This window comes from Actinacidiphila sp. bgisy144 (assembly GCF_057708105.1).
In genome coordinates, this window is record NZ_JBYIRM010000012.1 from 145,433 (window position 1) to 170,727 (window position 25,295).

Below are 25,295 nucleotides of genomic sequence, written 5' to 3' on the forward strand. Positions count from 1 at the left end.
CGTGCTGGTCCATGAGTGCACGTCTGCGGAACATCGCCCGCGAGAACGAGCGGATCGTGGCCGAGGGCGGCTACACCGGGCCGGACGGCCGCCGGGTGGAGCTGGCCGAGCTGGTGGCGCGGGCGGCGGACGGCACGGCGGTGTACGGGCCCGGGCCGGTCGAGGTGCCGGTCGAGGAGCGGGGCGCGGTCGCGGGCGGCCCGGGTGCGCGCTGCACGGTCACCGCGGAGAGCAGCACCGCGGCGGCCGGCCGGCTGGCCGCGGCGGGCGGCGGCCCGGTCGCGGTGCTCAACTTCGCCTCGGCCCGCAACCCCGGCGGCGGCTACCTCAACGGCGCCCAGGCGCAGGAGGAGGCGCTGTGCCGCGCCTCGGCGCTGTACTCCTGCCTGCTGCGCGCCCCGGAGTTCTACGCCCACCACCGCGCGGACCGCGACACCTTCTACAGCGACCGCGTCATCCACTCCCCCGCCGTGCCGGTCTTCCGCGCCGACTCCGGCGCGCTGCTCGCGCGTCCCTTCCTCGCCGGTTTCCTCACCTCCCCGGCGCCGAACGCGGGCGTGATCGCGCGTACGATGCCCGAGCGGGTACCGGAGGTCGGGCCGGCGCTGGCGGTGCGCGCCGAACGCGTCCTGGAGGTGGCCGCCGCGCACGGCTACCGGCGGCTGGTGCTCGGCGCGTGGGGGTGCGGGGTGTTCCGCAACGACCCGGCCGTGGTCGCGGGCGCCTTCGCGGCGCTGCTCGGTCCGGGCGGGCGGTTCGCGCCCCTGGTGGACGAGGCGGTCTTCGCGGTGCTGGACCGGCGCGGGGACTCCCCCACCCGGGCGGCGTTCGCGGCCGTGTTCGCACCCGGCGCGCCGTGAGCGGCAACGGCGCCGTACCCGGCAGGAGTCGACCAGGCAGCAGCACCGGCACAGTGAGCGAGCGGGGCATGAGCGAGCAGGACACGCAGGGGCGGCAGGAGCAGGGCGCGCCCGGCACACACGAGGCGCACGGGACGTCCGGGACGTACGAGACGTACGACCGGCTGATCGCGCTGCTGGACGGGCAGGGCGCCGCCTACCGCGTCCTGGACCACGCACCGCAGGGCGCCACCGAGCTGGTGAGCGCGCTGCGCGGCAACTCCCTGGCGCAGGCGGCCAAGTGCATCGTGGTGATGGTCAAGGTCGGCAAGAAGGTGACCCGTTACGTGCTGGCCGTGGTGCCCGGCGACCGCCGAGTGGACTTGGCGGCGGTGAAGGGGCTGCTGTCGGGCACGTATGTGTCGTTCGCGTCGCGAGACATCGCCGAGCGGCTGGCGGGGAGCGTGAGCGGCACGGTGCTGCCGTTCTCCTTCGACGAGAAGCTCGAACTCGTCGTCGACCCGGAGCTGCTGGTCCATGACGAGCTGTACTTCAACGCCGCCCGCCTGGACCGGTCGCTGGCGCTGAGCACCAAGGACTACGTGCGGATCGCCGCGCCCCGCACGGAGGCGATCGCGGCGGCCGCGGACTGATCGGCGGCTACTCGGCCCCGAACCGCCGCAGGTAGCCGTCGAGCAGCCGGCGCAGCATCCGCCCGTCGGGGGCGAGCGCGGTGACGAGCAGCGCGGGGCCGGCCAGCGGGGTCAGGGCGGCGCGGCCGGAGGCGGGGGGCACGTCGGCGCGTTCGGCCGCCTGGCCGGCCAGGTCCGGTGCCACCAGCAGGAGTTGGCCGACGGCGCCGTGGCCGCCGAGGACGGCGGGCCCGGCCCAGCCGGGGGTGGCGCCGGGGCCGAAGGAGAGTTCCTGGTCGAGCAGCGGGCGCCCGTCCAGGCGTACGGTGAGGCGGCTGGACAGGCGTCCGGCCGGTTCGCCGTAGCGGCCGAGGATCTGCTCCTCGCGCAGCACCAGCCGGGCGCCGGGGGCGAGTTCGGCCCGGGTGGCGGCCTTGAGGTCGCTGCCGCGGGCGGCGATCAGCGGTTCGGGCAGCCACCGCAGTACGGCGCCGGCGCCGACGGTCAACCGCACGTCGTACGTGGCCTGTTCGCCGCCGCGGCCGGGCAGTGACACGGTGGCCGCCGACGCGCCGACGGTCAGCCGGGCGCCGGGCGCCGCCTCGGCCTCGATCCGCAGCCGGTCCCCGCCGAGCGGCGCGGTCATCGCGCCGACCACGGTCACCCGTGCCTCGCTGCCGGCCGGCCCGGTCCTGCGCAGCGCCAGCGGTCCGTCCCCGGCCAGCAGCGGCAGTGCGGTGCCGCCGCGGCCGTCGGGCGCGGCCCGTATCCGGGCGACGGCCGCCACGCCGCGCGCGCCGTCCACCGTCGCCGCGGGTGCGCTCATGCGCGGACCGCCGTCCAGGCCGCGAGGCGCTCACCGACCCACCGGGCGACCGGGTCCACCCCGCCGGGCTGCCGGACCGAGGTGAACAGCACCGGCAGCGGGCCGCGTTGGGCCTCCGCGTCGACGGCCATCCGCCGCAGGTCCGCGCCGACGTAGGGGGCCAGGTCCGTCTTGTTGACCACCAGCAGGTCGGCCGTGGTCACCCCGGGGCCGCCCTTGCGGGGGATGTCGTCGCCGCCGGCGACGTCGATCACGAACACCTGCGCGTCCACCAGGCCGCGGGAGAAGGTCGCCGTCAGGTTGTCCCCGCCGGACTCCACCAGCACCAGGTCCAGCGGGCCGACCGACTCCTCCAGTTCCTCCACCGCCTCCAGGTTCGCCGAGATGTCGTCCCTGATCGCGGTGTGCGGGCACGCGCCGGTCTCCACCGCCACGATGTGCTCCGGCGGCAGCACCGCCTCGCGCAGCAGGAAGTCGGCGTCCTCCCGGGTGTAGATGTCGTTGGTGACCACGCCGATCGCCAGGGAGTCCCGCAGTGTCCGGCACAGCGCCGCCACCGTCGCGGTCTTCCCCGATCCCACCGGTCCCCCGAACCCGATCCGCAGGGCGCGCCCGCCGGCCTGCGCGGACGACGTGTACCGCTGGGGGAACACCTCGGGATGGTCCAGGTGCATGGTCAACCACTCGCTTTCTCGCTGGTGCGGGTCATGACGCGAAGAGCCGGACGGGCCAGGCCGCGTGGGCCTCCGCGTCGAGGTCGATCAGGGGCGCGCAGGGCGCGGGGAGGGTGTCCGGCCCTTCGCGGCAGGCGCGTTCGGCGGCCGCGGTGGCGGCGGCCGCGACGGAGTCGACCTCGGGGGCGAGGCGGCCCAGGACGGCGGCCGCGTGGAAGGGGTCGAGGCCGAGCAGCCGTACGGCGGCGAACGCCGGGGTGCTCACGCTGTCGTAGGCGCCCGCGTGGGCCGCGTCGGCGGGTGGCAGGCCGGCCGCGGCGGCGGTGAGGCCGAGCACGACGGCCTGGTGGGCGCCGCGCGGCCGGGCCGCGGCGAGCGCGTCGAGCGCGGGCGCCGGCCACACCGCCCGTGCGGCGCGCAGGAGTTGGCGGCCCAGCCGCCGGGAGGCCGCGCGCAGGGCCGCGGACGGGGTGCGGGCGTCGGCGGCCTCGTCGAGGCCGAGCGGGTCGGCCCCGGCGGTCGCCGCCGCGGCCAGTGCGGCGGCGACCTGTCCTGTGGTGTGCAGCCGGCCGCGGCAGAACTCCGCGAGACTGCCCGGGTCGCGCACCCTGCCGTCGGCCACGGCGGCCTCGACGCCGCCGGAGTGGGCGTGGCCGCCGGCCGGGAAGCGGCCGTCGGTGAGCAGCAGGAGCGCGGCCCGCGTGCCGGGCACATGGCTGGCGCGTTCGTTCGCCATCATGCCTCAGAAAAGGAAGTACCGCTGGGCCATGGGAAGTTCGGCGGCGGGTGCGGGTTCGACCACCTCGCCGTCGATCCGCACGGTGAAGGTGTCGGCGTCGACCTCGACCCGTGGCAGCGCGTCGTTCTCCCGCATGTCGGCCTTGGTGACGGCGCGGGTGCTGGCGGTCGCGGTGAACTGCTTGGCCAGGCCGAGCCGTTCGGGCAGCGCGTCGTCGATGGCGGCCTGGTTCACGAAGTTGACCGAGTTCGCGGCGGGCGCGGCGCCGACAGCGCCGAACATCGGCCGGGGCAGCACCGGTTGGGGTGTGGGGATGGAGGCGTTGGCGTCGCCCATCTGGGCGTACGCGATCTGCCCGCCCTTGATGACCAGGTCGGGCTTGACGCCGAAGAAGGCGGGCCGCCACAGCACCAGGTCGGCGAGCTTGCCGGGCTCCACGGAGCCGATCTCCGCGTCGAGGCCCTGGGCGACGGCGGGGTTGATCGTGTACTTGGCGACGTAGCGGCGGGCCCGGTGGTTGTCGGCGGGGCCGTCGCCGGGCAGGGCGCCGCGGCGGCGCTTCATGACGTGCGCGGTCTGCCAGGTGCGGGTGGCGATCTCGCCGATGCGGCCCATCGCCTGGGAGTCGGAGCTGATGATGCTGATGGCGCCCAGGTCGTGCAGTACGTCCTCGGCGGCGATGGTGGTGGGCCGGATGCGGGACTCGGCGAAGGCGAGGTCCTCCGGGACGGCGGGGTTGAGGTGGTGGCAGACCATCAGCATGTCGAGGTGCTCCTCGACGGTGTTGACGGTGTGCGGGCGCGTGGGGTTGGTGGAGGACGGCAGGATGTGGGGCTGCGAGACGACGGTGATGATGTCGGGTGCGTGGCCGCCGCCGGCGCCCTCGGTGTGGTAGGCGTGCACCCCGCGTCCGGCGATCGCGGCGAGGGTGTCCTCCACGAACCCGGCCTCGTTCAGCGTGTCGGTGTGGATGGCGAGTTGGGCGCCGCTGCGCTCGCACACCCGCAGGCACGCGTCGATCGCGGCGGGGGTCGCGCCCCAGTCCTCGTGGATCTTGAACCCGACGGCGCCGCCTTGCAGTTGGCGGTGCATGGCGGGCTCGTTGACGGTGTTGCCCTTGCCGAGCAGCCCGATGTTCACCGGGTACGCCTCCAGCGCGGCGAACATCCGCGCCAGGTGCCAGCCGCCGGGAGTGATCGTGGTCGCCTTGGTGCCCTCGGCCGGGCCGGTGCCGCCGCCGACGAGGGTGGTCACCCCGGAGGCGAGGGCCTGGTCGACGAGGGTCGGCGAGATGAAGTGGACGTGCGCGTCGATGGTCCCGGCGGTCAGGATCGCGCCGTTGCCCGCGATGATCTCGGTGTCGGGGCCGATGACGAGGTCGGGGTGGACGCCGTCCATCGTCTCGGGGTTGCCGGCCTTGCCCAGCGCGGTGATCCGGCCGTCGCGGATGCCGATGTCGGCCTTGACCACGCCCCAGTGGTCCAGCACCACCGCGCCGGTGATCACCGTGTCGGGGGCGCCTTCGGCGCGGGTGGCCCGGCCCTGGCCCATGGACTCGCGGATCACCTTGCCGCCGCCGAAGACGGCCTCGTCACCCGCGGTGCCGGGCCCGCCGGCGAGGTCGCGTTCGACCTCGATGAGCAGGTCGGTGTCGGCCAGCCGGATACGGTCGCCGGTGGTGGGCCCGTAGAGGTCGGCGTATACGGCCCGGGACAGCTCAGGCACCGGTGGCTCCCTTCTCTGTCAGGCCGGCGCCGTCCAGCGGACCGGCGGTCTGCCCGCGCAGCCCCGCGACGACCCGCTGCCCGCCGATCGGCACCAGCTCCACCTCGGCCGGGATGCCCGGCTCGAAGCGCACGGCGGTACCGGCCGCGATGTTCAGCCGCAGGCCGTACGCGGCGGCGCGGTCGAACCGCAGCCCCGGGTTGGCCTCGGCGAAGTGGTAGTGCGAACCGACCTGCACCGGCCGGTCCGCTTCGTTGAGGACGGTCAGCCGGGTCACCGGGCGGCCGGCGTTGATCGGCACCCCGCCGTCGGCGGGCAGGACCTCTCCGGGAATCACCGTGGTCACCGCCCTCAGACGATCGGCTGGTGGACGGTGACGAGCTTGGTGCCGTCGGGGAAGGTCGCCTCGACCTGCACCTCTGGGATCATCTCCGGGATGCCGTCCATGACCTCCGCGCGGCTGAGCACGCCGCGCCCGGAGGCCATCAGCTCCGCCACCCCGCGCCCGTCGCGCGCCCCTTCGAGGATGTGCGCGGTGATCAGCGCCACCGCCTCGGGGTGGTTGAGCCGCACCCCGCGGGCGCGCCGCCGTTCGGCCACGTCCGCGGCCACATGGATCAGCAGCCGCTCCTGCTCATGGGGGGTCAACCGCACAGCCGCACCTCACTGTCCTCGGGGTGGTGAGAGTACGTCGGCGCGGTTACGGATACGTTAACGCCTGTTACGGGCGGTGGTCTCCGGGTTGCGGGCCGCGGTGCTCGGCGGCGATGCCGAACCGGCGGCGTTCGCCCGTGGCGGACGCGCGGCCGCCCACCGTGGAGACCGTGCTGATCACCTCGTCGTCGGCCCGTTCGTCGAGTTCCCGCAGTCGTTGCAGGTCAGCGGCGGATACCAGGCCGACCAGCGGCCTGCCGTGCCGGGTCAGCACCACCTGCTCACCGCCGTACACCACGCGGTTGATCAGTTCGGCGAGCTGGGCGCGCGCTTGTGTCACCGGGACGTCATGGGTCATGCTCACCATCATAACGAGATGTACGTCCTGTACATTTTGACCTGACGGAGGTGTGCGATGACCGACCGCCCGACACCCACGGCGCGCTACGTCCTGCCCGAGTTCACCGAGCGCAGCAGCAACGGCGTCCGCACCATGGACCCCTACTCCAAGCTGCTCCAGGAGCGGATCGTCTTCCTGGGCACGCCGATCGACGACACCTCCGCCAACGACGTGATGGCGCAGCTGGTCCACCTGGAGAGCGCCTCCCCCGACCTGGACATCAGCATCTACATCAACTCCCCCGGCGGCTCGTTCTCCGCGATGACCGCCATCTACGACACGATGCAGTTCGTCACTTGCGACGTGGCGACGGTGTGCATCGGGCAGGCCGCGTCGGCGGCGTCGGTGCTGCTGGCGGCGGGCGCCCCCGGCAAGCGGATGATCACACCGGGCGCCCGGGTCCTCATCCACCAGCCGTCCCTGGGCGACGTGGTGCAGGGCGACGTCTCGGACCTGGAGATCCAGGCGAAGGAGCTGCTGCGCACCCGGGAGCGGCTGGAGGCGCTGCTGGTGCGGCACACCGGGCAGCCGGCCGAGAAGGTGGCAGCGGACCTGGAGCGCGACACGATCTTCGACGCGCCGGCGGCGGTGGCGTACGGGCTGGTGGACGTGGTCACCACCAGCCGCAAGACCGGTACGGGCCCGGGCGCGGGCGGCGCGCGCGGCACCGGGGCGCGGTAGGCCGCCGTGTCGCCCGAACCTCCGCCGCTGCCCGCCCTCACCCGCTCCGAGGGCGAACTCGTCGACTGCTACCTCGAACTGGTCGACCTGCTGGGCCGGATCAACCCCTCGCGCACCACCGACACGTACACCGCGCTGCGGGCCGCGCAGGCGCTCGTCGGGCGGGCGGTGGCGCTGCGCGACGCGCTCACGGTGATGCACCTGCGCGGTGAGACCGCACTGCACCACGCCACGCTCGGGCGGGCGCTGCGGGTGCTGGACGGGGAGCGGCGGGCCGCGCGGGTCACGGTCGCCGCGGCCCCCGCCGCCGATCCGGGCGGCCCGGACGGTCCCGTCCGCCCCTGAGCGGGCGGTGCGCACCTCACGGCCTGTCACCGGGTTGCCCGACACGGCGGCTTCGCCCCGTCCACCCGTCGGCGTAGCGGGAACCGCCCTGGCAGAAGGCCGCGCGATTGCGCGTGTCGGCTGGACCACCCCGGCGCGCGGCACGGTCCGCCCAGTTCAGCCGGTACGGCGCCGGGGCGCGGACGGCGCCGGGGCGGCCCGCTTCACCCGCATGTACGCACAGTGACGAATGTCACACTCTGCGTTTCTGTCCCGGCGCGGCCGTGTCGTATGCGTAACGATCCGTGGTGACGACAAGCCCCCGCCGCCGTGGCGGGGCGGTCCGTGCGGATGCCCAGTCCTGCCGACGCGCGGATGCCAGGTCGACACGAGTGCAACGGCAGGAGCGGAGGACCCAGCACGACGGCCGCTTCGCGCCCGCCCTTCCCGGTGGTCGCGCAGCCGGCCTTGGGGTGAAGCCGCCGCATGCGGCCGGGCATCTTCGCCAGCCCGAACCCGACAGGTCATCCTTCGCAGGCTGATGACGAAGGGTTGCGCATGTGTACGCCCAACCGCAGCTGCTTCCGGCCGGCCGCTTCCCGGCTCTCCCGGCTCGGCGCCGCCTCCCTGCTCACCGCGGCCGCCGTCTCCGTCCCCGCGCTCCTGCCGGGCACCGCCCAGCGCGCGGACGCCGCCACGCTGGCCGCGAAAGCGCTCAGCATCGCCGCCTCGAAGAAGGGCGCGCCCTACCAGTGGGGCGCCACCGGGCCCTACCGCTTCGACTGCTCGGGGCTGACGCAGTACTCCTTCAAGCGCGCCGGCAAGAAGCTGCCGCGCACCGCCGCGGCGCAGTACAACCGCACCACCCACATCGCGGCGCACTCCCGCCGCGCCGGCGACCTCGTCTTCTTCCACACCGGCAGCTCGGGGGCGTCCGTCTACCACGTCGGTATCTACGCCGGCGCCGGGAACATCTGGCACGCACCCAAGACCGGCGCCAGCGTCCGCCTGGAGCACATCTGGTCCCGGGCCGTCTGGTACGGCCGCGTCACGTGACCCGCCCCGCCCGTACCAGCCCGGCGGGGCGGTACGGACGGGGCGGTAGTACGGGCCGGGGGGCAGCGCCCGGCTCAGCCCACCGGGACCAGCTCCGGGCCCTGCGGCTCGGGCGCGGGGACCAGCCGCCAGGGCACGTAGTACGGGTTGCGGACGCAGTCGGCGAGGATCTCGCTCTTGGTCGCCTTGTCCACCGGGCAGGCACCCACGATGAAGCGGCGGTCGATGCCGCCGGCGAAGGCCACTTCGTGCTGGCCGGCCCACTTGTGGGTGTCGCCGATCGTGGCGTTGACGTCGATCCCGCCGGGCGCGTCGACGTAGTAGTTGTAGGCCGACTTCCACTGCTTGTACAGGTCGTGGTCGTAGCTGGTGCTGACGAACGGCGAGGGCTGGTTGACCTCGACGTAGGCGGCCAGGTCGTACTGCCCGTCCTGCGGGGCCTTCGGGTGGAAGCCGTCGTGGAAGACGACGGCCGGCGCGCGCCCGTCGGCGCGGTACAGCTCCCCGCAGCTGGTGCGGTACGCCGGCGGGTCGGGCACGATGCGGTGCACGTCCACGCTGCGGTCGGCCGCGGCGTAGAGCGGGTCGTGGACGACCGGGCACAGCTCCGCCGCGGCCGCGGGTGCTTCGGGCGCCGCGCTCGGCGCGGCCGTCGCCGCCCCCGAGGAGGTCTGCGTGGCGAGCACCGCGGTCAGGGTCAACGCGCCGGCCGCGGCGAGCGACCGGACTCGGTTCATGATCATGCCCGTAGCCTGCCGCCCCGACCCCCGCCCCCGTCCGACCCTCACCCGTTCGTAGGCGCGCCCCCACCCCCCGAAGTTGACGCCCCCTCAACCCGACGTGCCGCCCCGCTGGGACAATGCGCGGATGCCCCGCCCCGCCGAACTCGCCCGCCTGCTCGCGGATGCCGCGCAGGGCCGCTTCCCGCCGCCGGACGGCATCGTGGCGTTCTGGCCGCAGCCCTCACCCCGGGACGCCGGAGTCATCGCGTTCACCGCGCACACCGTGGTCTTCGCCGACGCGGCCGTGCCCGCCGGCGCCCCGGCGGGCGGCTACCGCGGGGACCTCGGGGTGGGAGTCGGCTGTGGAGGTCGAACCGGGCGGGCGGGGGCGGGGGTTGGGGCGGGCGCTGGCGCTGGCCGCGCGCCATCTGGTGCCGGCCGGCGGGCCGGTGTGGGCGCAGATCGCGCCCGGTAACGCGGCGAGCCTGCGGGCCCATCTGGCCGCGGGGTTCGCCCCGGTCGGCGCCGAGGCGCTGCTGCTGCCCCGCGAGCGGCCGGCCGCTGGGTGAGGGGCGGGGTCAGGGGACGCGGACGGACCAGGGGAGGGTGAACCAGACGGTTTTGCCGCCGTCGCAGGTGGGGGTGATGCGCAGGCGGCCGCCGGACTCGGCGATGAGGTGGCGGACGATGGCCATGCCGCGGCCGTTGTCCTGCTGGACGGCGCCGGGCAGGCGCTGCGGCCAGCGCGGGTGGGAGTCGGTGACCCCGACGTGCAAGTGCTCGCCGCACTCCAGCCGGATGTCCACCGTGAAGTTGGGCGAAAGGCCCGAGGTGTGCAGCACCGCGTTGGTGGCGAGTTCGGAGACGGCCAGCCGTACGGAGTCCAGGGTCGGCGCGTCGGGCGGCAGCCCCCACTCGGCGAGCCGTGCGCACACGTAGGCCCGGGCCGCAGCGACCGACGCGGGGTCACTCGGCAGGGTGACGGATGCTTCCTGAAGGTCAGCCATGGTGACGCTGTTCCCTTTCCCGCCGGGTCCGGGCACCGGTCCGCACGGGATTCGTACGGCCAGGTCCGGATGCGGCTGATTCGCGCCAGAGTGTCATCCATCGTGCCGCCAATACGAGGCCGCGAGCACCTAATGCATATATCTGTCGCTCAAAACGGTGAACTCTGCTACGTGAGAACGCATTTGGTCGGCACACTGTCGTATCGCGCTGTTCGCGACGCACGGCACGCGTGCACGATGGCCACCGACGACCGCACGACTTCAGCCCAGGAGGCGCGAAACACATGGAACGAGTCCCGGCCGTACGCCGGCGCCGGCTCGGCGAGGAGCTGCGCCGACTGCGCGATCTGACCGGTCTGACCAGCGAGGAGGCCGCCCGGCTCGCCGGCTGGCACCAGTCCAAGGTCAGCCGGATCGAGACCGGCCGGAGCAGCGTCCGCCCCGAGGACGTCCAGGTGCTGCTGGACGTGTACGCGGTGCACGACCGCGACCTGCGCGACCTGCTGGGGACCCTGGCCGGCCGCGGCTACCAGCGCGGCTGGTGGCACGACTTCCGCGACGTCCTGCCCACGGAGTACCGGGACTTCATCACCCTGGAGACCGGCGCGTGCCGGGCCCGCTCGATGGAGAACAGCGTGGTGCCGGGCCTGCTCCAGACCCCCGCTTACGCCCGCGCGCTGACCCGAGACGTGATGCCGCACCTGAGCGAACGCGAGGTGGACGCGCTCGTCGACGTACGGATAGCCAGACAGGCCGTCCTGCGCCAGGACCGGCCGCTGGAGCTGTGGGCGGTGCTCGACGAGTCGGTGCTGCGCCGCGAGGTGGGCGGCCCGGAGGTGATGGCCGGGCAACTGCTGCGGCTGCACGAGGCGATGGAGCTGCCGCAGGTGCGGCTTCAGATCCTCCCGTTCACCGCGGGCGGACACCAGGGTGTGACAAATTCTTTCGTCATCTTCTCATATCCGCGCATTGCCGATCTGGACGTGGTTGTTGTCGACCATTTGACGAGTAGTCTCTACGTCGATCGGAAAGAGGACATCGCGGCGTACGGAGCAGCGTTCGCCCGATTGAGTGGCCGTTCTCTGCACAAGGAGGATTCGGCTGAGATGATCAACCGCATCCATAAGGAGTTCTCATGACCACGCTGCCCCGTTTCATTTCCTCCAGCCAGACGCTGGCCGGCGCCCGTTGGCGCCGCAGCAGCCACAGCACCGCGGCGAACAACTGCGTCGAGGCCGCCCGACTGCCCTCGGGGGTGACCGCCGTCCGCGACTCCAAGGACGTCGCCGGCCCGGCGCTGCTCTTCGCCCCGCAGGCGTGGCGCGACTTCGTCCGCGACCTGGCGGCGGGGAGCCTGCTCAGCGCGGAGCGGTCCGGGCGATGACCTCGACCGCGTGCTGTACCTGCGGGCCGGTCAGGTCGCAGCGCGCGGTCAGCCGCAGCCGGGAGACCCCGTCCGGCACGGACGGCGGGCGGAAGCAGCCGACCGCCAGGCCCTCGTCCCGGCAGCGCGCCGCCCACGCCAACGCGCTGTCGGGCGAAGGCGCGCGCACGGAGACCACGCACGCGTCGGGCGCGGTGGCCTCCAGACCGCGCGCGGTGAGCAGCCGGTGGAAGTCCCGGGCCACCTGCCGGGCCCGGCCGGCCCGTTCGGGCTCGCGGCGCAGCAGCCGCAGCGCCGCCAGCGCGGCGCCCGCGGCGGCCGGCGCCAGACCGGTGTCGAAGATGAACGTCCGCGCCGCGTTGACGAGGTGCTCGATCACCGCGGCCGGGCCGAGCACCACCCCGCCCTGGGCGCCGAAGGACTTCGACAGGGTCGCGGTGCACACCACGTCGGGCGCGCCGGCGAGTCCGGCCCGGTGCGCGCTGCCGCGGCCGCCCTCGCCCATGACGCCCAGGCCGTGGGCGTCGTCGAGCAGCAGCGCCGCGCCGTACGCCCGGCAGGCCGCGGCGAGTTCGGCCAGCGGGGCCGCGTCGCCGTCGACGGAGAACACCGCGTCGCTGGCGACGAGCGCGGGGCCGCCGGGCGCGGCCGCACCGTCCTGCCCGGGCGCGCGGGCGCCGCTGAGCGCCTTGCGGACGGCCTGCGGGTCGGCGTGCGCGACCACTTCGGTACCGGCCTTGGACAGCCGGCACCCGTCGATCAGCGAGGCGTGGTTGGCGGCGTCGGAGACCAGCAGCGTGCCGGGGCCGGTGAGCGCGGTGACGGCCGCGAGGTTGGCGGCGTAGCCGGAGGCGAAGACCAGGGCGGCCTCGAAACCGGTGAACGCGGCGATCTCCGCCTCGAGTTCGGCGTGCAGCGCGGTGCTGCCGGTGACCAGGCGGGAGCCGGTGGCGCCCGCGCCCCAGGTCAGGCAGGCGTCGGCGCCGGCCCGGACCACCTCCGGGTGGCGGGTCAGGCCGAGGTAGTCGTTGCCGGCCAGGTCCAGCAGTGCCGACTCCGCGGCGCGGGGGCGCAGTTCGCGGCGCAGCCCGGCGGCGCGCCGCAGCCGGTCCTGGGCGGTGAGCCAGCCGAACGGGCCACCGGGCAGGACCTCGGGCACGGGGCCGGGGCCGCCGTCGGGGAGGGCTTCGGGCGCGCCGCCGGTGCGCCCGCCGGAGCCGTCGCCGGGCTGCCCGCCCGGCCGTTCGTGCTGCGCTGATCTGCTGTCCACGCCAGCAACGTACTCGGTGACCGGGCCCGTACCGGGTGTGGTGATGCACACATACCAGCGCGCCGATGTTGTGCGGCGCGCCATTGGCCGGGCCCGTCGCCGTAGGCGAGGATTGCGGGCATGGATCTGCTGACGGCACTGGTGGACAAGGGTCTGCGGCGCGAGTCGCCGACGCGGGACGAGGCGCTCGCGGTACTCGCGACCTCCGACGACGAACTGCTCGACGTGGTGGCGGCCGCGGGCCGGGTGCGCCGCAAGTGGTTCGGCCGCCGGGTCAAGCTCAACTACCTGGTGAACCTCAAGTCCGGCCTGTGCCCGGAGGACTGCTCGTACTGCTCGCAGCGGCTGGGCTCGAAGGCCGACATCCTGAAGTACACCTGGCTGCGGCCCGACGAGGCGGTCGCGGCGGCCACGGCGGGGGTGTCCGGCGGCGCGAAGCGGGTGTGCCTGGTGGCCAGCGGGCGCGGCCCGACCGACCGGGACGTGGACCGGGTCTCGAAGACCATCGAGGCGATCAAGGAGGGCAACGAGGGCGTGGAGGTGTGCGCGTGCCTCGGGCTGCTCTCCGGCGACCAGGCCGAGCGGCTGCGGGCCGCGGGCGCGGACGCGTACAACCACAACCTCAACACCTCCGAGGGCACCTACGCGGACATCACCACCACGCACACCTACGCCGACCGGGTCGACACGGTGCGGCAGGCGCAGGCGGCGGGGCTGTCGGCGTGCTCCGGGCTGATCGCGGGGATGGGCGAGAGCGACGCGGACCTGGTGGACGTGGTGTTCTCGCTGCGGGAACTGGACCCGGACTCGGTGCCGGTCAACTTCCTGATCCCGTTCGAGGGCACCCCGCTGGCCAAGGAGTGGAACCTCACCCCGCAGCGGTGCCTGCGCATCCTGGCGATGGTGCGGTTCGTCTGCCCGGACGTGGAGGTGCGGCTGGCCGGCGGGCGCGAGGTGCACCTGCGCAGCATGCAGCCGCTCGCGCTGCACCTGGTCAACTCGATCTTCCTCGGGGACTACCTGACGAGCGAGGGGCAGGCCGGGCAGGCCGACCTCGACATGATCGCGGACGCGGGCTTCGAGGTGGAGGGCGCGGACACCACGACGCTGCCGGCGCACCGGCGCTCCGAGCAGCAGGCCGGCGAGGCGGCCGGTGCGGGCTGCGGCGGCCACGACTCGGCGTGCGGCACGTGCGAGCACGGCGCGCCGGAACCGGTGGCGGCGGCCGCGGCTTCGGCTTCGGCTTCGGCTTCGGCTGATGCCCCGTCAGGTGCGGGCGCCCGTACGGACCTGGTCGCCGTACGCCGCCGGGGCGCGGGGACGGATCTGCCGCCCAATGCCTGAACCGCTGCCCGTGGACGTGCTGCTGGACCTGGACCGGCGGCACGTCTGGCACCCGTACGGCCCGATGCCCGGCCGGCAGGAACCGCTGGTGGTCGCGTCGGCGTCGGGGGTGCGGCTGCGGCTGGCCGCGCCCGCGCAGGGCCGTACCGAACTCGTGGACGGCATGTCGTCGTGGTGGGCGGCGATCCACGGCTACCGGCACCCGGTGCTCGACGAGGCCGCCCACGCCCAGGTGGACCGGATGAGCCATGTGATGTTCGGCGGGCTCACCCACGAGCCGGCGGTGCGGCTGGCGGCGCGGCTGGTGGAGATCACCGCGGAGCCGCTGCGGCACGTCTTCCTCGCGGACTCCGGTTCGGTGTCGGTCGAGGTGGCCCTCAAGATGTGCCTTCAGTACTGGCGTTCGCTCGGGCGGCCGGGCAAGCGGCGGCTGCTGACGTGGCGCGGCGGGTACCACGGCGACACCTGGCAGCCGATGTCGGTATGCGACCCGGATGGCGGTATGCACCATCTATGGTCCGGTGTGCTACAGGAGCAGGTCTTCGCGGACGCCCCGCCGCCAGGATTCGACGCGGAGCCGTCCGAGGCGTACACCGCCCACCTGCACGACCTGATCGGCCGCCACGCGGACGAGCTCGCCGCGGTCGTGGTGGAGCCGGTGGTGCAGGGCGCGGGCGGGATGGCCTTCCACTCCCCCGGCTACCTGCGGGTGCTGCGGGAGGCGTGCGACGCGCACGACGTGCTGCTGGTGTTCGACGAGATCGCCACCGGGTTCGGCCGCACCGGGCGGCTGTTCGCCGCCGACCACGCGGGCGTCGCCCCCGACGTGATGTGCGTCGGCAAGGCCCTCACCGGCGGGTACGTCTCCCTGGCCGCGGCCCTGTGCACCTCGCGGGTGGCCGAGGGGATCTCGCGCGGCGAGGTGCCGGTGCTCGCCCACGGCCCGACCTTCATGGGCAACCCGTTCGCCGCGGCCGTCGCGAACGCCTCCCTGGACGTGCTGCTCGACCAGGACTGGGCGACCGAGGTGAAGCGGATCGAGGCCGGGCTGCGCGAAGGGCTCGCCCCCGCGGCCGCGCTGCCCGGCGTGCGCGACGTCCGCGTGCTCGGCGCGATCGGCGTGGTCCAGCTCGACCACCCCGTCGACATGGACGCGGCCACCCGCGCCGCGGTCGCCGCCGGCGTCTGGCTGCGGCCCTTCCGCGACCTCGTCTACACCATGCCCCCCTACGTCACCGGCCCGGACGACATCGCCCGTATCTCCGCGGCTGTCGTCGCCGCGGCCACCGCCGCCTGACCGCCAGCCTCACCGCCCGCCTGACCGCCCGGCCGCCGCTCCGGTGTGCGGCACCGCAGCGGCGGCCGGGCGGCGGGGTAACCGGCGGCGGGGCTACTGGTGGTGGGGCGAGGTCAGGTAGTGCTGGCGCAGCAGATCGCGGCCGTAGTCGTTGCCGTTCGGCGTGCGGACCACGGAGTGGACGTGCTGCTGGGTGGGGCCGTCGGCACGGGTCTTGCCGTAGGCGCCGCCGAGCGGGCCCGCGGCCTGGCAGTCGACCTCGATCCACAGCACGGGGCTGTGCACGCGCAGGTAGAACGGGTCATCGTCGCCCGTGCCGCCGATCCAGGCGGCCCGGGTGTCGGCGAGGTGGCCGCGGATCTCGGCCATCTTCGCCTTCGCGAGGTCCGCCTTGCCGCGTGCGACGAAGACCTCGACCACCGCGAGGAGCTTCTCCTGCTGCGCGGGGGTCAGTTCGGTCGCCCGGATGCCGGCGTACGCCTCGACGGCGTTGTCCGCGAAGGCGCCCGCTTTCATGTCCTCGTCCGCCTTGCTGGACGAGATGACGGCGACCTTCTGCTGCGCCGCGGTCAGCGACTGGGCGAACGCCAGGCTCGCCTCGAGCTCCTGGGTGCAGACGCTGACGGTCTCGCCGTCGATCTCCAGCGAGGTCGGCTCGGTGCCCCAGAAGCAGGGGCTCATCACCACCTGGTCCCCGAGGACGAAGTAGTTGACGACCAGGTGGTGCCCGTCGAACTGGAAGCCCCACGGCTCGGTCGCCGAGGGCGTGCCCATCACCGTCCAGTAGTAGAGCACGTCGTTGAAGGTGTCGCTGTTGCCGACCAGGGTGCCCGCGGCCAGGTTGATCCGGCGGATGTTCTCCGTGGTCTCCAGGCCGTCCGCGCTCAGCGCCGCCCGCAGCAGGGCGGTGCCCAGGGCGTTCTGGTCGTCTGTCAGGTCGGCCAGCGAGACGCCCTGCCGCTTGAACCCGCCCGGGTCGAGGTTGCTCCACAGCCGCCACTCGGTGGAGTGGATGCCGAACTGCGTGGCGGACTTCTGGTCGTCGGTGAGGGCGGCGAGGAACTTCTCCGCCGCGGCGATCACCGGGGCGGTGGCGACGTGCTGGGAGTGGACGGTGAACAGGTCCCGGACGAGGCTGCCGTCGGTGGTCAGGCCGAAGAAGTCCTCGGTGATCGTCTGGTTGCCGACGCCCCCGCCGCCCGCGCCGGGGCCTCCCGGGGCGCCGGTCGCGGTGGGCGTGGCGGTCGGGCTGTCCGTCGGGGTGGCGGTGGGCGTCGCGTCGTCCGCGAACGCCTTCGCGGCCGTGGCCCCCATGGTGGCGAAGGCCGCCACACCGCCGGCGGCGAACGCCCTGCGCATGAACCCTCGCCGGCTGTCGGCGTGCACCTGGGTGCCTTCGGTCGGGGCGTTCTCGCTGTCGGCCATTGACCGCTCCTTATCGTTGGGAGTCCTTGGGAGCCCTTGGGCGCCCTTGGGACGTGTGAGGCGTCTCGTTGGGGAGGGGACCCTGGGGACTCTGGTCAAGAAGAATGAAAGGGACCTTAAAAACCGGTGAGATAACGCCCGAGGACGGGCCGGCCCGGCAAGTTGACGGAAAATCAACGGTCCGGAGCGCGGCCGCGACCGGTCCGGCGGCCGCCCGCGGCCGACGCCGACGGGAGACCCCGGTTTGTGCGGGGCGGGGGGTGGGCGTGCATGCTGGGGCTTTCCGAGGGGAGTTGCAGGCATGGCGATCGTTGTGGTGACCGGGACCGGCACCGAGGTGGGCAAGACGGTGGCGACGGCCGCGGTCGCGGCCGCGACCCTGGCGCAGGGGCTGAGCGTGGCGGTGCTCAAGCCGGCGCAGACCGGCGTCGCGGAGGGTGAGCCGGGGGACGCCGCGGAGGTGGCGCGGCTGGCCGGCGAGGTGACGGCGGTGGAGCTGGCGCGCTACCCGGAGCCGCTGGCGCCCGCGACGGCGGCGCGCCGCTCGGGCCGGGCCCCGATCACCCCGGCGGAGATCGCGGAGGCCGCGGCGAAGCTGTCCGCCGTCCATGACGTGGTGCTGGTGGAGGGCGCCGGGGGCCTGCTGGTCCGCTACGACGAGCAGGGCTCCACGCTCGCGGACGCGGCGGCGCTGATGCACGCGGGTGTGCTGCTGGTCGCGCCGGCGGCGCTGGGCACCCTGAACGCGACGGCGCTCACCGCGGAGGCGCTGCGGGCCCGCCGGGTGAGCTGCCTCGGGGTGATCATCGGCAGCTGGGCGGCCGAACCGGGGCTGGTCGAGCGCTGCAACGTCGCGGACCTGCCGGAGTCGGCGGGCGCGCCGCTGCTCGGGGCACTGCCGCAGGGCGCGGCGGCCCTGTCCCCGGCAGACTTCCGCACCGCGGCGCGCGACTGGCTCGCCCCGCAGCTCGGCGGGGTCTGGGACCAGGCCGCCTTCGCGCGGGTGTACGGCCCGCCGCAGCCGGTCGCGCAGGGGTAGGGGTACGCAGGGCTACGGCTACGGCTACGGCTACGGCTACGGCTACGGCTACGGCGGTACGGTCCGGGTACGGTGCGGGTGGCGTCAGCGCGTCCAGGCGCGCAGTTCGGCCGCGATGCCTTCCACGCCGACCCCGCCGTCCTTGATCAGGCGGGCCAGGTCGCGGACGCGTTCGGGTGACGTGGTGACCTTCAGCCCCTCCGCGACGAGGTAGGCGTAGGCGACGGCGGTGGCGAACAGCGCGTTGGAGCGTTCCAGGGCCGGGATGTGCATCAGCAGTTGGAGGAGCGCGGCGGCCCGCAGGTGCTCGTCGTCGTACACGGGGCGGCCGAATATCTCGGCGCCGTGCCGGCTCACGGCGGCCACCAGCGCGCCCCAGTCGGTGACCTGCGGGTCCCCCGGTGTGTTGTGCTCGGCGACCATCAGCAGCCACGCGAGGTCGATCCGCAGGGTCAACGGGCGCCTTCCCCGGTGCGGGGGGCGGCGTCGAACTCCTCGTCGAAGACGGCTTCGTAGCGCTTCATGAAGTCGGCCGCGGCCTCGACGAACGCCCGGCCCTTCTCCCCCTCGTCCTGGCGGACGAGCTCCTCGATGTAGCGGTTCACGCTGATGCCGCGCTGCGAGGCGCGTTCCCGCGCCGTCTCCGCGGTGGCTTCGTCCACCCGCACGTTCAACTGGGTTTTCGCCATACGTCCACGCTAGCGCCGGGGCGCTAGTAGCGGCAAGACCGCGCTGGGCCGGTGCCGCGTCTCGCATGGCGGAAATGGTGGGGGCTCACGGGGGTGCGGCTGCTTGGGTGGGGGGATGAACGATCTTCGGATACGGCCGGCCGGCGCGGCCGACGCGAGCGCGGTGCTGGCGTTCTGGCGGGTCGCCGCGGAGGGGACCAGCATCAGCGACGACGAGGCGGGGGTGGTCGGGCTGGTCACGCGCGACCCGGAGGCGCTGCTGCTCGCCGAGCGGGACGGGGTGCTGGTCGGCTCGGTCATCGCCGGGTTCGACGGGTGGCGGTGCCACCTGTACCGGCTGGCCGTTCACCCGGACGCCCGCAGGCAGGGGGTTGCCCGGGCGCTCCTGGCCGCCGCGGAGGAGCGGTTCCTTTCGGTCGGGGGGCGGCGCGGTGACGCGATGGTCCTCGTCGCCAACGAGCGGGCTCAGTACGCCTGGCGTGCGAGTGGGTATCTTCCGGAGGAGCGGTGGCGGAGGTGGACCAAACGGTTGCGCTAGCCCTTCCCCCGGCCCACCCTGCCGCCCGGGGTGCCCCATCCCGCCCGACCCGGACCCGACCCCGGTGGACGGCTGGCCGCGCAGTTCCCCGCGCCCCCATTCGCTCAGCCACTCCCCCAGGCACCCCCACCGCCCGGCGTGCCCCATCCTGTTCGACCCGGACCCGACCCCGGCGGACGGCTCGCCGCGCAGTTCCCCGCGCCCCCATTCGCTCAGCCGATTGCTCGGCCGTTTCCCGGGGCGGCGGGGGTGCGGAGGGGTGGGGGTGGGGGTGATCATGGGGGCGAGGTGGTGGGATGACGGAGACGGTGCTGGTGGCGGTGGCGGTGCTGCTGACGTTCGTGTGCGGGGGGTTCGTCGCGGCGGAGTTCTCGTTGACGACGGTGGAGCGGGGGGAGCTGGAGCGGGCAGCGGCGGGCGGGGAGCGCGGGGCGGGGACGGCGCTGGCGGCGGTGCGGTCGCTGACGGTGCAGCTGTCGGGCGCGCAGCTCGGGATCACCGTGACGGGCCTGGTGATCGGGATGCTCGCCGAGTCGTCGGTGGCGAAGCTGCTGCGCGGCCCGCTGCGGGCGGCGGGCCTGCCGGCGTCGGCCGCGGCGTCCCTCGCCCTGGTGCTGGGCACGGCGTTGTCGACGGTGGCGCTGATGGTCATCGGCGAGCTGATCCCGAAGAACTGGGCGATCTCGCGCCCGCTGGAGGTGGTGAAGACGGTGGCGGGCCCGCAGCGGGCGTTCAGCACCGCGTTCGGCCCGCTGATCCGGCACCTGAACAACACCGCGAACCGGGTGCTGCGCCGCTTCGGCCTGGAGCCGGCCGAGGAGCTGGCCTCGGCGCGCGGCCCGCAGGAGCTGCGCGCGCTGGCCCGGCACTCGGCGAAGGCGGGCGCGCTGGAGCAGGACACCGCGGAGCTGTTCGTCCGCACCATCGGCCTGGCCGACCTGACCGCGCAGAACGTGATGACCCCCCGGGTCCAGGTCACCGCGCTGGAGGCGCGCGCCACCGCCGAGGACGTCGCGAACGCCACCCGCGCCACCGGCCTGTCCCGCTTCCCGGTCTACCGCGGCACCCTCGACACGGTCGTCGGCACCGTGCACATCAAGGACGTGCTGGCCGTACCGGGCGAGCGCAGGGCCCGGGTGCCGGTGACCGACCTGCTGCGCGAACCGCTGCTGGTGCCGCACTCCCTCGCCGTGGACCGGCTGCTCGACCGGTTCAGCAGCCGCCGCTCGATGGCGGTGGTGATCGACGAGTACGGCGGCACCGCGGGCGTCGCGACGCTGGAGGACATCGTGGAGGAGGTCGTCGGCGAGGTGCGCGACGAGCACGACCCGTTCGAGGCGCCCGAGCTGCGCCTGCTGCGCGAGGACCCGCTCGGCCGCCGTACCTATGACGCGGACGGCGCTGCCCGCACCGAGGACCGGCTGGAGCGGATCGGGCTGCACGCGCCGGACGGCCCGTACGAGACGCTCGCCGGTCTGGTCGCGCACCGGCTCGGGCGGATTCCGCGGCGCGGCGACACCGTCGAGGTGGACGGCTGGCGGATCGAGGTGACCGACGCGAGCGGGCGGCGGGCGGCCCGCACCCGGCTGGTCTCCCCGCCGAGCGCACCGGAGGACGACCCGGGCGGGCCGGCCCGGTGACCGCCGTCCAGCTGGTGGTGGGCCTGCTCACCATCGTGGCGAACGCCTACTTCGTCGGCGCCGAGTTCTCCCTGATCTCGGTGCGCCGCGACCAGGTCGAGCCGCGCGCCGAGGAGGGCGACCGCCGGGCGCGGCGGGTGCTGTGGGGCCTGGAGCACGTCTCGCCGCTGCTGGCCGCCGCCCAGCTGGGCGTCACCGCCTGCACCCTGGTGCTGGGCATCGTGGCCGAGCCGGCGATCACGCACCTGTTGGAGCCGCTGTTCCACGCGGCGCACGTGCCGGACGGCGCGGTGCACCCGGTGTCGTTCGTGATCGCGCTGGCGGTGGCGACCTATCTGCACATGCTCTTCGGCGAGATGGTGCCGAAGAACGTCGCGCTGGCCGACCCGGTGCGCTCCGCGCTGCTGCTGGGGCCGCCGCTGGTCGCCCTGACCCGGGCGCTGCGCCCGCTGATCTTCGCGATCAACGCGCTGGCCAACGCCGGACTGCACCTGGTGCGGGTGGAGCCGCGCAACGAGATCGCCGCGGTCTTCTCCGACGAGGAGCTGTCGCGGATGGTGGTGGACGCGGGGGCGGCCGGGCTGCTGGACGAGCGGGCCGCCGAGCGGCTGCGGGACGCGCTGGAGCTGGGCCGGCGGCCGGTCGGCGAGGTCGTCCTGCCGGCGGAGCAGGTGGTACGGGTCCGGCTGGGGGTCACCGCGGAGGAGTTGGAGGCGCTGGGCGCCCGAACGGGCCTGTCCCGTTTCCCGGTCGCCGACGACGACGGGCGGGTGCTGGGCTACCTCCACGTCAAGGACGCCCTGGACGCCGAGGAGCGCGACGAGCCGCTGCCGCGGTCGGCGCTGCGCCGAATCCCCCGGCTCGCGGCCGCCACGCCGCTCGACGACGCGCTCACCGCGATGCGGGCCGCGCGTGCGCACCTGGCGGCGGTCGTGGACGCCGGCGGGCGCGGGGTCGGCCTGGTGACGATGGCGGACGTCCTCAAGGAGCTGGTCGGCCGGGGCCGGCCCTGACCGCACCGCCTCCCCCGTTTCCCGCCCACCCGCTCCACCCGCTCCTGCTTCTACCCGACTAACGGGCTTTTCGCCCTAGCCGACTATTGATCAACCCGGCTGACCTGTCGGCGCGGCCGCTTCTGCGCCCGCCGCGGCCGTTGCCATGCTTCGCCTACGGCCGGGTCGCGGGCGGGCGCCGCTCTTTGGCGCCGCCGGGTCCGCGGGGCTTCGTGCGGGCCCGTTCCGTGTTCTTTCAGGTCCATCTCAGGGAGTGATGACGTGGCGGCGGGCAGCACCATGGAGCCGGTCGGGGCCGACGAGGAGTACGCCGACGAGGTCCCGGCCCGGCGCAGACGCCCGGGCAGCGTTGTCGTGAGCTGGATGACGACCACCGACCACAAGACGATCGGCACGCTGTACCTGGTGACGTCGTTCGCGTTCTTCCTGATCGGCGGGGTGATGGCGCTGCTGATGCGGGCCGAGCTGGCCCGCCCGGGGATCCAGATCCTGTCGGAGGAGCAGTACAACCAGGCGTTCACGATGCACGGCACCGTGATGCTGCTGATGTTCGCCACGCCGCTGTTCTCCGGCTTCACCAACTGGATCATGCCGTTGCAGATCGGCGCGCCCGACGTGGCGTTCCCGCGGCTGAACATGCTCGCGTACTGGCTCTACCTGTTCGGTTCGCTGATCGCGGTGGGCGGTTTCCTCACCCCGCAGGGCGCGGCGGACTTCGGCTGGTTCGCGTACTCGCCGCTGTCCAACGCGATCAACTCCCCCGGCGTCGGCGGCGACATGTGGGCCATGGGGCTGGCGCTGTCGGGGTTCGGCACGATCGTCGGCGCGGTCAACTTCATCACCACGATCATCGGCATGCGGGCGCCGGGAATGACGATCTTCCGGATGCCGATCTTCACCTGGAACGTGCTGCTCACCTCGCTGCTGGTCCTGTTCGCCTTCCCGGTGCTCGCGGCGGCGCTGCTGTGCCTGGAGGCGGACCGGAAATTCGGCGCGCACGTCTTCGATGCGGCCAACGGCGGCGCGATCCTGTGGCAGCACCTGTTCTGGTTCTTCGGCCATCCCGAGGTGTACATCATCGCGCTGCCGTTCTTCGGGATCGTCAGCGAGGTGATCCCGGTGTTCTCCCGCAAACCGATCTTCGGCTACCTCGGGCTGATCGCGGCGACCATCTCCATCGCGGGCCTTTCCGTGACGGTGTGGGCGCACCACATGTACGTCACCGGGGCGGTGCTGCTGCCGTTCTTCTCCTTCATGACGTTCCTGATCGCGGTGCCGACCGGGGTGAAGTTCTTCAACTGGATCGGCACCATGTGGAAGGGCTCGCTGAGCTTCGAGACGCCGATGCTGTGGTCCATCGGCTTCCTGATCACCTTCCTGTTCGGCGGGCTGACCGGGGTGATCCTGGCGGCGCCGCCGCTGGACTTCCACGTCTCGGACTCGTACTTCGTGGTCGCGCACTTCCACTACGTCGTCTTCGGCACGGTGGTCTTCTCGATGTTCGCCGGCTTCCACTTCTGGTGGCCGAAGATGACCGGCAAGATGCTTGACGAGCGGCTGGGAAAGATCACCTTCTGGACGCTGTTCTTCGGCTTCCACGGCACCTTCCTCGTCCAGCACTGGCTGGGGGTGATCGGCATGCCGCGCCGCTACGCGGACTACCTGGCCGCCGACGGCTTCACCACCCTCAACACGGTCTCCACGATCAGCTCCTTCCTGCTCGGCCTGTCGATGCTGCCGTTCCTCTACAACGTCTGGAAGACGGCGAAGTACGGCAAGAAGGTCGACGTGGACGACCCCTGGGGGTACGGCCGTTCGCTGGAGTGGGCGACCTCCTGCCCGCCGCCGCGGCACAACTTCGTGACGCTGCCGCGTATCCGCTCCGAGTCCCCGGCGTTCGACCTGCACCACCCGGACATCGCGCACCTGGACGAGCTCACCAACCGGCCCGACGAGTCACTGACCGTGGCGCCGGGCGACAAGCAGCAGTAGCCGCCCAACGGCCCGACCACCGGACGGGAGCGCTCGTGCGCACGGACAGGAACGACCAGACGGAAGCGAGCGGGTACTCCGGGCTCGAACGGCTCGAGGGCTATCTGCTGTGGAACGCGGAGGTGGCCCAGGCCCACCGCGCGGCGGGCCGCTTCGCCGGCCATCTGCCGTGGCTGACCACGGCGGAGCGCGAGGAGGTCGAACGGGCCTACGTCGCCGACCGGTTGCTGCTCTCCCAGGAGACGCTGCACCGCATCGCCGACCGCGCCGCGGAACTGCGCGCGGAGTACACCGGGCGCTATCTGCTGCTGAAGCGGCGGTGCGTGGCGGCCGCCGTGGTCGGCGGCAGCGCGGCGGCGGGGGCGGCGGGCGCGGCCGCGTACCTGGCCAGGTGAGAGCGGCGGCGCTTGCCGAGGGGCACCGGCGGCGCCGGCCCGCGACCGCGGTCCCGCACCGCCGTACGCGCCGGTAGGATCTTGTCGCCATGCAGACGCCAGCCACCTTCTCCAGCCTCGTCGCCGTCGGGGACTCCTTCACCGAGGGCATGTCGGACCTGCTGCCCGACGGTTCCTACCGCGGGTGGGCGGACCTGCTCGCGGCACGGCTCGCCGCGGCCTCCCGGGAGGCGGGCGGCCCGGGGGTGCGCTACGCGAACCTCGCGGTGCGCGGCAAGCTGATCCGGCAGATCTCCGACGAGCAGGTGGACGCGGCGGCCGCGATGCGCCCGGACGTGATCACGCTGGTCGGCGGGCTCAACGACGTCCTGCGGCCGGGCTGCGACGTGCCGGCGGTGTGCGCGGTGCTGGAGAGCTGTGTGCGGCGCCTCGCGCCGGCCTGCGACCGCCTGGTGCTGATGCGCAGCCCGATCCGGCGCGGCCCGGTCGCCACGAGGTTCCTGCCGCGGATGCTGGAGCTGTTCGACTTCGTGGAGGCGCTGGCGGCCGAGCACGGCGCGGCCGTGGTCGACCTGTACGGGGCGCACGTGCTGGGCGACGACCGGATGTGGGCGGAGGACCGGCTGCACCTGACCGCGCAGGGCCACGAGCGGGTCGCGGAGGCGGTCTGGCAGGCGCTCGGCCTGCCCGCGCAGAGCGACTGGACCCGCCCGCTGCCGCCGGCGGTGCGCGCCGGGTGGGCCGCCCGCCGGCTGTCGGACGCGCGCTTCACCCGCACGCATCTGCTGCCCTGGATCGGCCGCCGCCTGACCGGCCGCTCCAGCGGCGACGGCCGCGACCCCAAGCGGGCGCAGCTGCTGCCGTACGAGGTGCCGCTGCCGGGGGCGGCGCTGGGTAAGGAGCCGCGTACGGGGCCGGGGGCGCTGCCCGGCGCTGCGCCGGACGCGGTGCCGGGCGCCGACGTCTGAGCGTCCGGGGCACCGCTCGCGA

29 protein-coding genes, 1 pseudogene and 1 riboswitch are annotated in these 25,295 nt (G+C 73.9%); of the genes and pseudogenes, 17 read left to right on the forward strand and 13 right to left on the reverse strand.

Annotated elements, in window-relative coordinates; all coding sequences use genetic code 11:
* Positions 1–11 precede the first annotated feature (11 nt).
* Together AC3EVP_RS16420 and AC3EVP_RS16425 are read left to right on the forward strand one after the other, a co-directional pair.
* A complete protein-coding gene (locus AC3EVP_RS16420; RefSeq protein WP_435130696.1) occupies positions 12–860 on the forward strand; it encodes a TIGR02452 family protein in 849 nt (282 codons plus the stop codon).
* Positions 861–928: 68 nt separating this feature from the next.
* Entirely contained in the window at positions 929–1,492 is a 564-nt protein-coding gene (locus AC3EVP_RS16425; RefSeq protein ID WP_435130697.1) for a YbaK/EbsC family protein, read from the forward strand.
* Between the two features lie 7 nt (positions 1,493–1,499).
* Here the strand turns inward: AC3EVP_RS16425 and AC3EVP_RS16430 are convergent, their stop codons facing one another.
* The 7 genes from AC3EVP_RS16430 to AC3EVP_RS16460 form a co-directional block, all read right to left on the reverse strand.
* The gene (locus AC3EVP_RS16430; RefSeq protein ID WP_435130698.1) at positions 1,500–2,297 is read right to left on the reverse strand and encodes an urease accessory protein UreD; all 798 of its coding nucleotides are present in this window, start codon (positions 2,295–2,297) and stop codon (positions 1,500–1,502) included.
* Positions 2,294–2,971 carry an urease accessory protein UreG gene (gene ureG, locus AC3EVP_RS16435; RefSeq protein ID WP_335973001.1) on the reverse strand — a complete coding sequence of 226 codons (678 nt, stop codon included), beginning with the start codon at positions 2,969–2,971 and terminating at the stop codon, positions 2,294–2,296. The genes AC3EVP_RS16430 and ureG overlap by 4 nt, the downstream gene beginning before the upstream one ends.
* Before the next feature lie 31 nt (positions 2,972–3,002).
* Positions 3,003–3,707, reverse strand: coding sequence for an urease accessory protein UreF (locus AC3EVP_RS16440; RefSeq protein ID WP_435130756.1), 705 nt, complete (start codon positions 3,705–3,707; stop codon positions 3,003–3,005).
* Positions 3,708–3,713: 6 nt separating this feature from the next.
* Complete coding sequence (locus AC3EVP_RS16445; protein ID WP_435130699.1) at positions 3,714–5,435, reverse strand: urease subunit alpha; 1,722 nt, start codon at positions 5,433–5,435, stop codon at positions 3,714–3,716.
* The gene (locus AC3EVP_RS16450; RefSeq protein ID WP_435130757.1) at positions 5,428–5,772 is read right to left on the reverse strand and encodes an urease subunit beta; all 345 of its coding nucleotides are present in this window, start codon (positions 5,770–5,772) and stop codon (positions 5,428–5,430) included. Before AC3EVP_RS16450 ends, AC3EVP_RS16445 begins: the two co-directional genes overlap by 8 nt.
* 14 nt (positions 5,773–5,786) lie before the next feature.
* Entirely contained in the window at positions 5,787–6,089 is a 303-nt protein-coding gene (locus AC3EVP_RS16455) for an urease subunit gamma (RefSeq protein WP_335972348.1), read from the reverse strand.
* 67 nt (positions 6,090–6,156) lie between these two features.
* Positions 6,157–6,447: a type II toxin-antitoxin system Phd/YefM family antitoxin gene (locus AC3EVP_RS16460; RefSeq protein WP_435130700.1), complete on the reverse strand. Its 291-nt coding sequence runs from the start codon at positions 6,445–6,447 to the stop codon at positions 6,157–6,159.
* A 57-nt stretch (positions 6,448–6,504) separates the two neighbouring features.
* On the opposite strand from AC3EVP_RS16460, the gene AC3EVP_RS16465 reads away from it, so the two are divergent.
* From AC3EVP_RS16465 to AC3EVP_RS16475, 3 genes are all read left to right on the forward strand, one after another.
* Entirely contained in the window at positions 6,505–7,170 is a 666-nt protein-coding gene (locus tag AC3EVP_RS16465) for an ATP-dependent Clp protease proteolytic subunit (protein WP_335972350.1), read from the forward strand.
* 6 nt (positions 7,171–7,176) lie between these two features.
* Positions 7,177–7,515 (forward strand): hypothetical protein, encoded by a 339-nt coding sequence (locus AC3EVP_RS16470; RefSeq protein WP_435130701.1) that lies wholly within the window; start codon positions 7,177–7,179, stop codon positions 7,513–7,515.
* Between the two features lie 345 nt (positions 7,516–7,860).
* Positions 7,861–8,049, forward strand: a riboswitch (cyclic di-AMP (ydaO/yuaA leader).
* 3 nt (positions 8,050–8,052) lie between these two features.
* Positions 8,053–8,550 carry a C40 family peptidase gene (locus AC3EVP_RS16475; protein ID WP_335972352.1) on the forward strand — a complete coding sequence of 166 codons (498 nt, stop codon included), beginning with the start codon at positions 8,053–8,055 and terminating at the stop codon, positions 8,548–8,550.
* A gap of 74 nt (positions 8,551–8,624) precedes the next feature.
* Here AC3EVP_RS16475 and AC3EVP_RS16480 read toward each other — a convergent pair whose 3' ends face one another.
* On the reverse strand, positions 8,625–9,293 hold the full coding sequence (locus AC3EVP_RS16480; protein ID WP_435130702.1) for an ADP-ribosyltransferase: 669 nt from the start codon (positions 9,291–9,293) through the stop codon (positions 8,625–8,627).
* Positions 9,294–9,417: 124 nt separating this feature from the next.
* Between AC3EVP_RS16480 and AC3EVP_RS16485 the strand changes: the two are divergent.
* Positions 9,418–9,841, forward strand: a pseudogene (locus AC3EVP_RS16485) (hypothetical protein).
* Positions 9,842–9,850: 9 nt separating this feature from the next.
* Here the strand turns inward: AC3EVP_RS16485 and AC3EVP_RS16490 are convergent.
* Complete coding sequence (locus tag AC3EVP_RS16490) at positions 9,851–10,279, reverse strand: ATP-binding protein (RefSeq protein ID WP_335972355.1); 429 nt, start codon at positions 10,277–10,279, stop codon at positions 9,851–9,853.
* A 284-nt stretch (positions 10,280–10,563) separates the two neighbouring features.
* Between AC3EVP_RS16490 and AC3EVP_RS16495 the strand changes: the two genes are divergently transcribed.
* Both AC3EVP_RS16495 and AC3EVP_RS16500 read left to right on the forward strand, forming a co-directional pair.
* The gene (locus tag AC3EVP_RS16495; RefSeq protein ID WP_335972356.1) at positions 10,564–11,418 is read left to right on the forward strand and encodes a helix-turn-helix domain-containing protein; all 855 of its coding nucleotides are present in this window, start codon (positions 10,564–10,566) and stop codon (positions 11,416–11,418) included.
* Complete coding sequence (locus AC3EVP_RS16500) at positions 11,415–11,663, forward strand: DUF397 domain-containing protein (protein ID WP_435130703.1); 249 nt, start codon at positions 11,415–11,417, stop codon at positions 11,661–11,663. The genes AC3EVP_RS16495 and AC3EVP_RS16500 overlap by 4 nt, the downstream gene beginning before the upstream one ends.
* Here AC3EVP_RS16500 and AC3EVP_RS16505 read toward each other — a convergent pair.
* On the reverse strand, positions 11,638–12,810 hold the full coding sequence (locus tag AC3EVP_RS16505; RefSeq protein ID WP_435130758.1) for an 8-amino-7-oxononanoate synthase: 1,173 nt from the start codon (positions 12,808–12,810) through the stop codon (positions 11,638–11,640). The genes AC3EVP_RS16500 and AC3EVP_RS16505 overlap by 26 nt on opposite strands.
* A gap of 243 nt (positions 12,811–13,053) precedes the next feature.
* Here AC3EVP_RS16505 and bioB point away from each other — a divergent pair, with 243 nt between their 5' ends.
* Together bioB and AC3EVP_RS16515 are read left to right on the forward strand one after the other, a co-directional pair.
* Positions 13,054–14,277, forward strand: coding sequence for a biotin synthase BioB (gene bioB, locus AC3EVP_RS16510; RefSeq protein WP_435130704.1), 1,224 nt, complete (start codon positions 13,054–13,056; stop codon positions 14,275–14,277).
* The gene (locus AC3EVP_RS16515; RefSeq protein WP_435130705.1) at positions 14,270–15,574 is read left to right on the forward strand and encodes an adenosylmethionine--8-amino-7-oxononanoate transaminase; all 1,305 of its coding nucleotides are present in this window, start codon (positions 14,270–14,272) and stop codon (positions 15,572–15,574) included. Before bioB ends, AC3EVP_RS16515 begins: the two co-directional genes overlap by 8 nt.
* A 93-nt stretch (positions 15,575–15,667) precedes the next feature.
* Here AC3EVP_RS16515 and AC3EVP_RS16520 read toward each other — a convergent pair whose 3' ends face one another.
* Positions 15,668–16,999 (reverse strand): DUF3500 domain-containing protein, encoded by a 1,332-nt coding sequence (locus tag AC3EVP_RS16520; RefSeq protein WP_435130706.1) that lies wholly within the window; start codon positions 16,997–16,999, stop codon positions 15,668–15,670.
* Positions 17,000–17,300: 301 nt separating this feature from the next.
* On the opposite strand from AC3EVP_RS16520, the gene bioD reads away from it, so the two are divergent.
* A complete protein-coding gene (gene bioD / locus AC3EVP_RS16525; protein ID WP_435130707.1) occupies positions 17,301–18,038 on the forward strand; it encodes a dethiobiotin synthase in 738 nt (245 codons plus the stop codon).
* An 84-nt stretch (positions 18,039–18,122) separates the two neighbouring features.
* Here bioD and AC3EVP_RS16530 read toward each other — a convergent pair whose 3' ends face one another.
* Positions 18,123–18,494 (reverse strand): fic family toxin-antitoxin system, toxin component, encoded by a 372-nt coding sequence (locus AC3EVP_RS16530; RefSeq protein WP_335972362.1) that lies wholly within the window; start codon positions 18,492–18,494, stop codon positions 18,123–18,125.
* The gene (locus AC3EVP_RS16535) at positions 18,491–18,727 is read right to left on the reverse strand and encodes an antitoxin (protein WP_335972363.1); all 237 of its coding nucleotides are present in this window, start codon (positions 18,725–18,727) and stop codon (positions 18,491–18,493) included. The genes AC3EVP_RS16530 and AC3EVP_RS16535 overlap by 4 nt, the downstream gene beginning before the upstream one ends.
* A 115-nt stretch (positions 18,728–18,842) precedes the next feature.
* On the opposite strand from AC3EVP_RS16535, the gene AC3EVP_RS16540 reads away from it, so the two are divergent.
* The 6 genes from AC3EVP_RS16540 (at position 18,843) to AC3EVP_RS16565 (ending at position 25,273) form a co-directional block, all read left to right on the forward strand.
* Positions 18,843–19,265: a GNAT family N-acetyltransferase gene (locus AC3EVP_RS16540; RefSeq protein ID WP_435130708.1), complete on the forward strand. Its 423-nt coding sequence runs from the start codon at positions 18,843–18,845 to the stop codon at positions 19,263–19,265.
* A 296-nt stretch (positions 19,266–19,561) separates the two neighbouring features.
* The gene (locus AC3EVP_RS16545) at positions 19,562–20,905 is read left to right on the forward strand and encodes a hemolysin family protein (protein ID WP_435130709.1); all 1,344 of its coding nucleotides are present in this window, start codon (positions 19,562–19,564) and stop codon (positions 20,903–20,905) included.
* The gene (locus tag AC3EVP_RS16550; RefSeq protein ID WP_435130710.1) at positions 20,902–21,918 is read left to right on the forward strand and encodes a hemolysin family protein; all 1,017 of its coding nucleotides are present in this window, start codon (positions 20,902–20,904) and stop codon (positions 21,916–21,918) included. Before AC3EVP_RS16545 ends, AC3EVP_RS16550 begins: the two co-directional genes overlap by 4 nt.
* A 279-nt stretch (positions 21,919–22,197) precedes the next feature.
* Positions 22,198–23,910 (forward strand): aa3-type cytochrome oxidase subunit I, encoded by a 1,713-nt coding sequence (gene ctaD / locus AC3EVP_RS16555; RefSeq protein WP_335973015.1) that lies wholly within the window; start codon positions 22,198–22,200, stop codon positions 23,908–23,910.
* 35 nt (positions 23,911–23,945) lie between these two features.
* Positions 23,946–24,305 carry a hypothetical protein gene (locus AC3EVP_RS16560; protein WP_435130711.1) on the forward strand — a complete coding sequence of 120 codons (360 nt, stop codon included), beginning with the start codon at positions 23,946–23,948 and terminating at the stop codon, positions 24,303–24,305.
* 89 nt (positions 24,306–24,394) lie between these two features.
* Positions 24,395–25,273, forward strand: coding sequence for an SGNH/GDSL hydrolase family protein (locus tag AC3EVP_RS16565; RefSeq protein WP_435130712.1), 879 nt, complete (start codon positions 24,395–24,397; stop codon positions 25,271–25,273).
* Positions 25,274–25,295 lie beyond the last annotated feature (22 nt).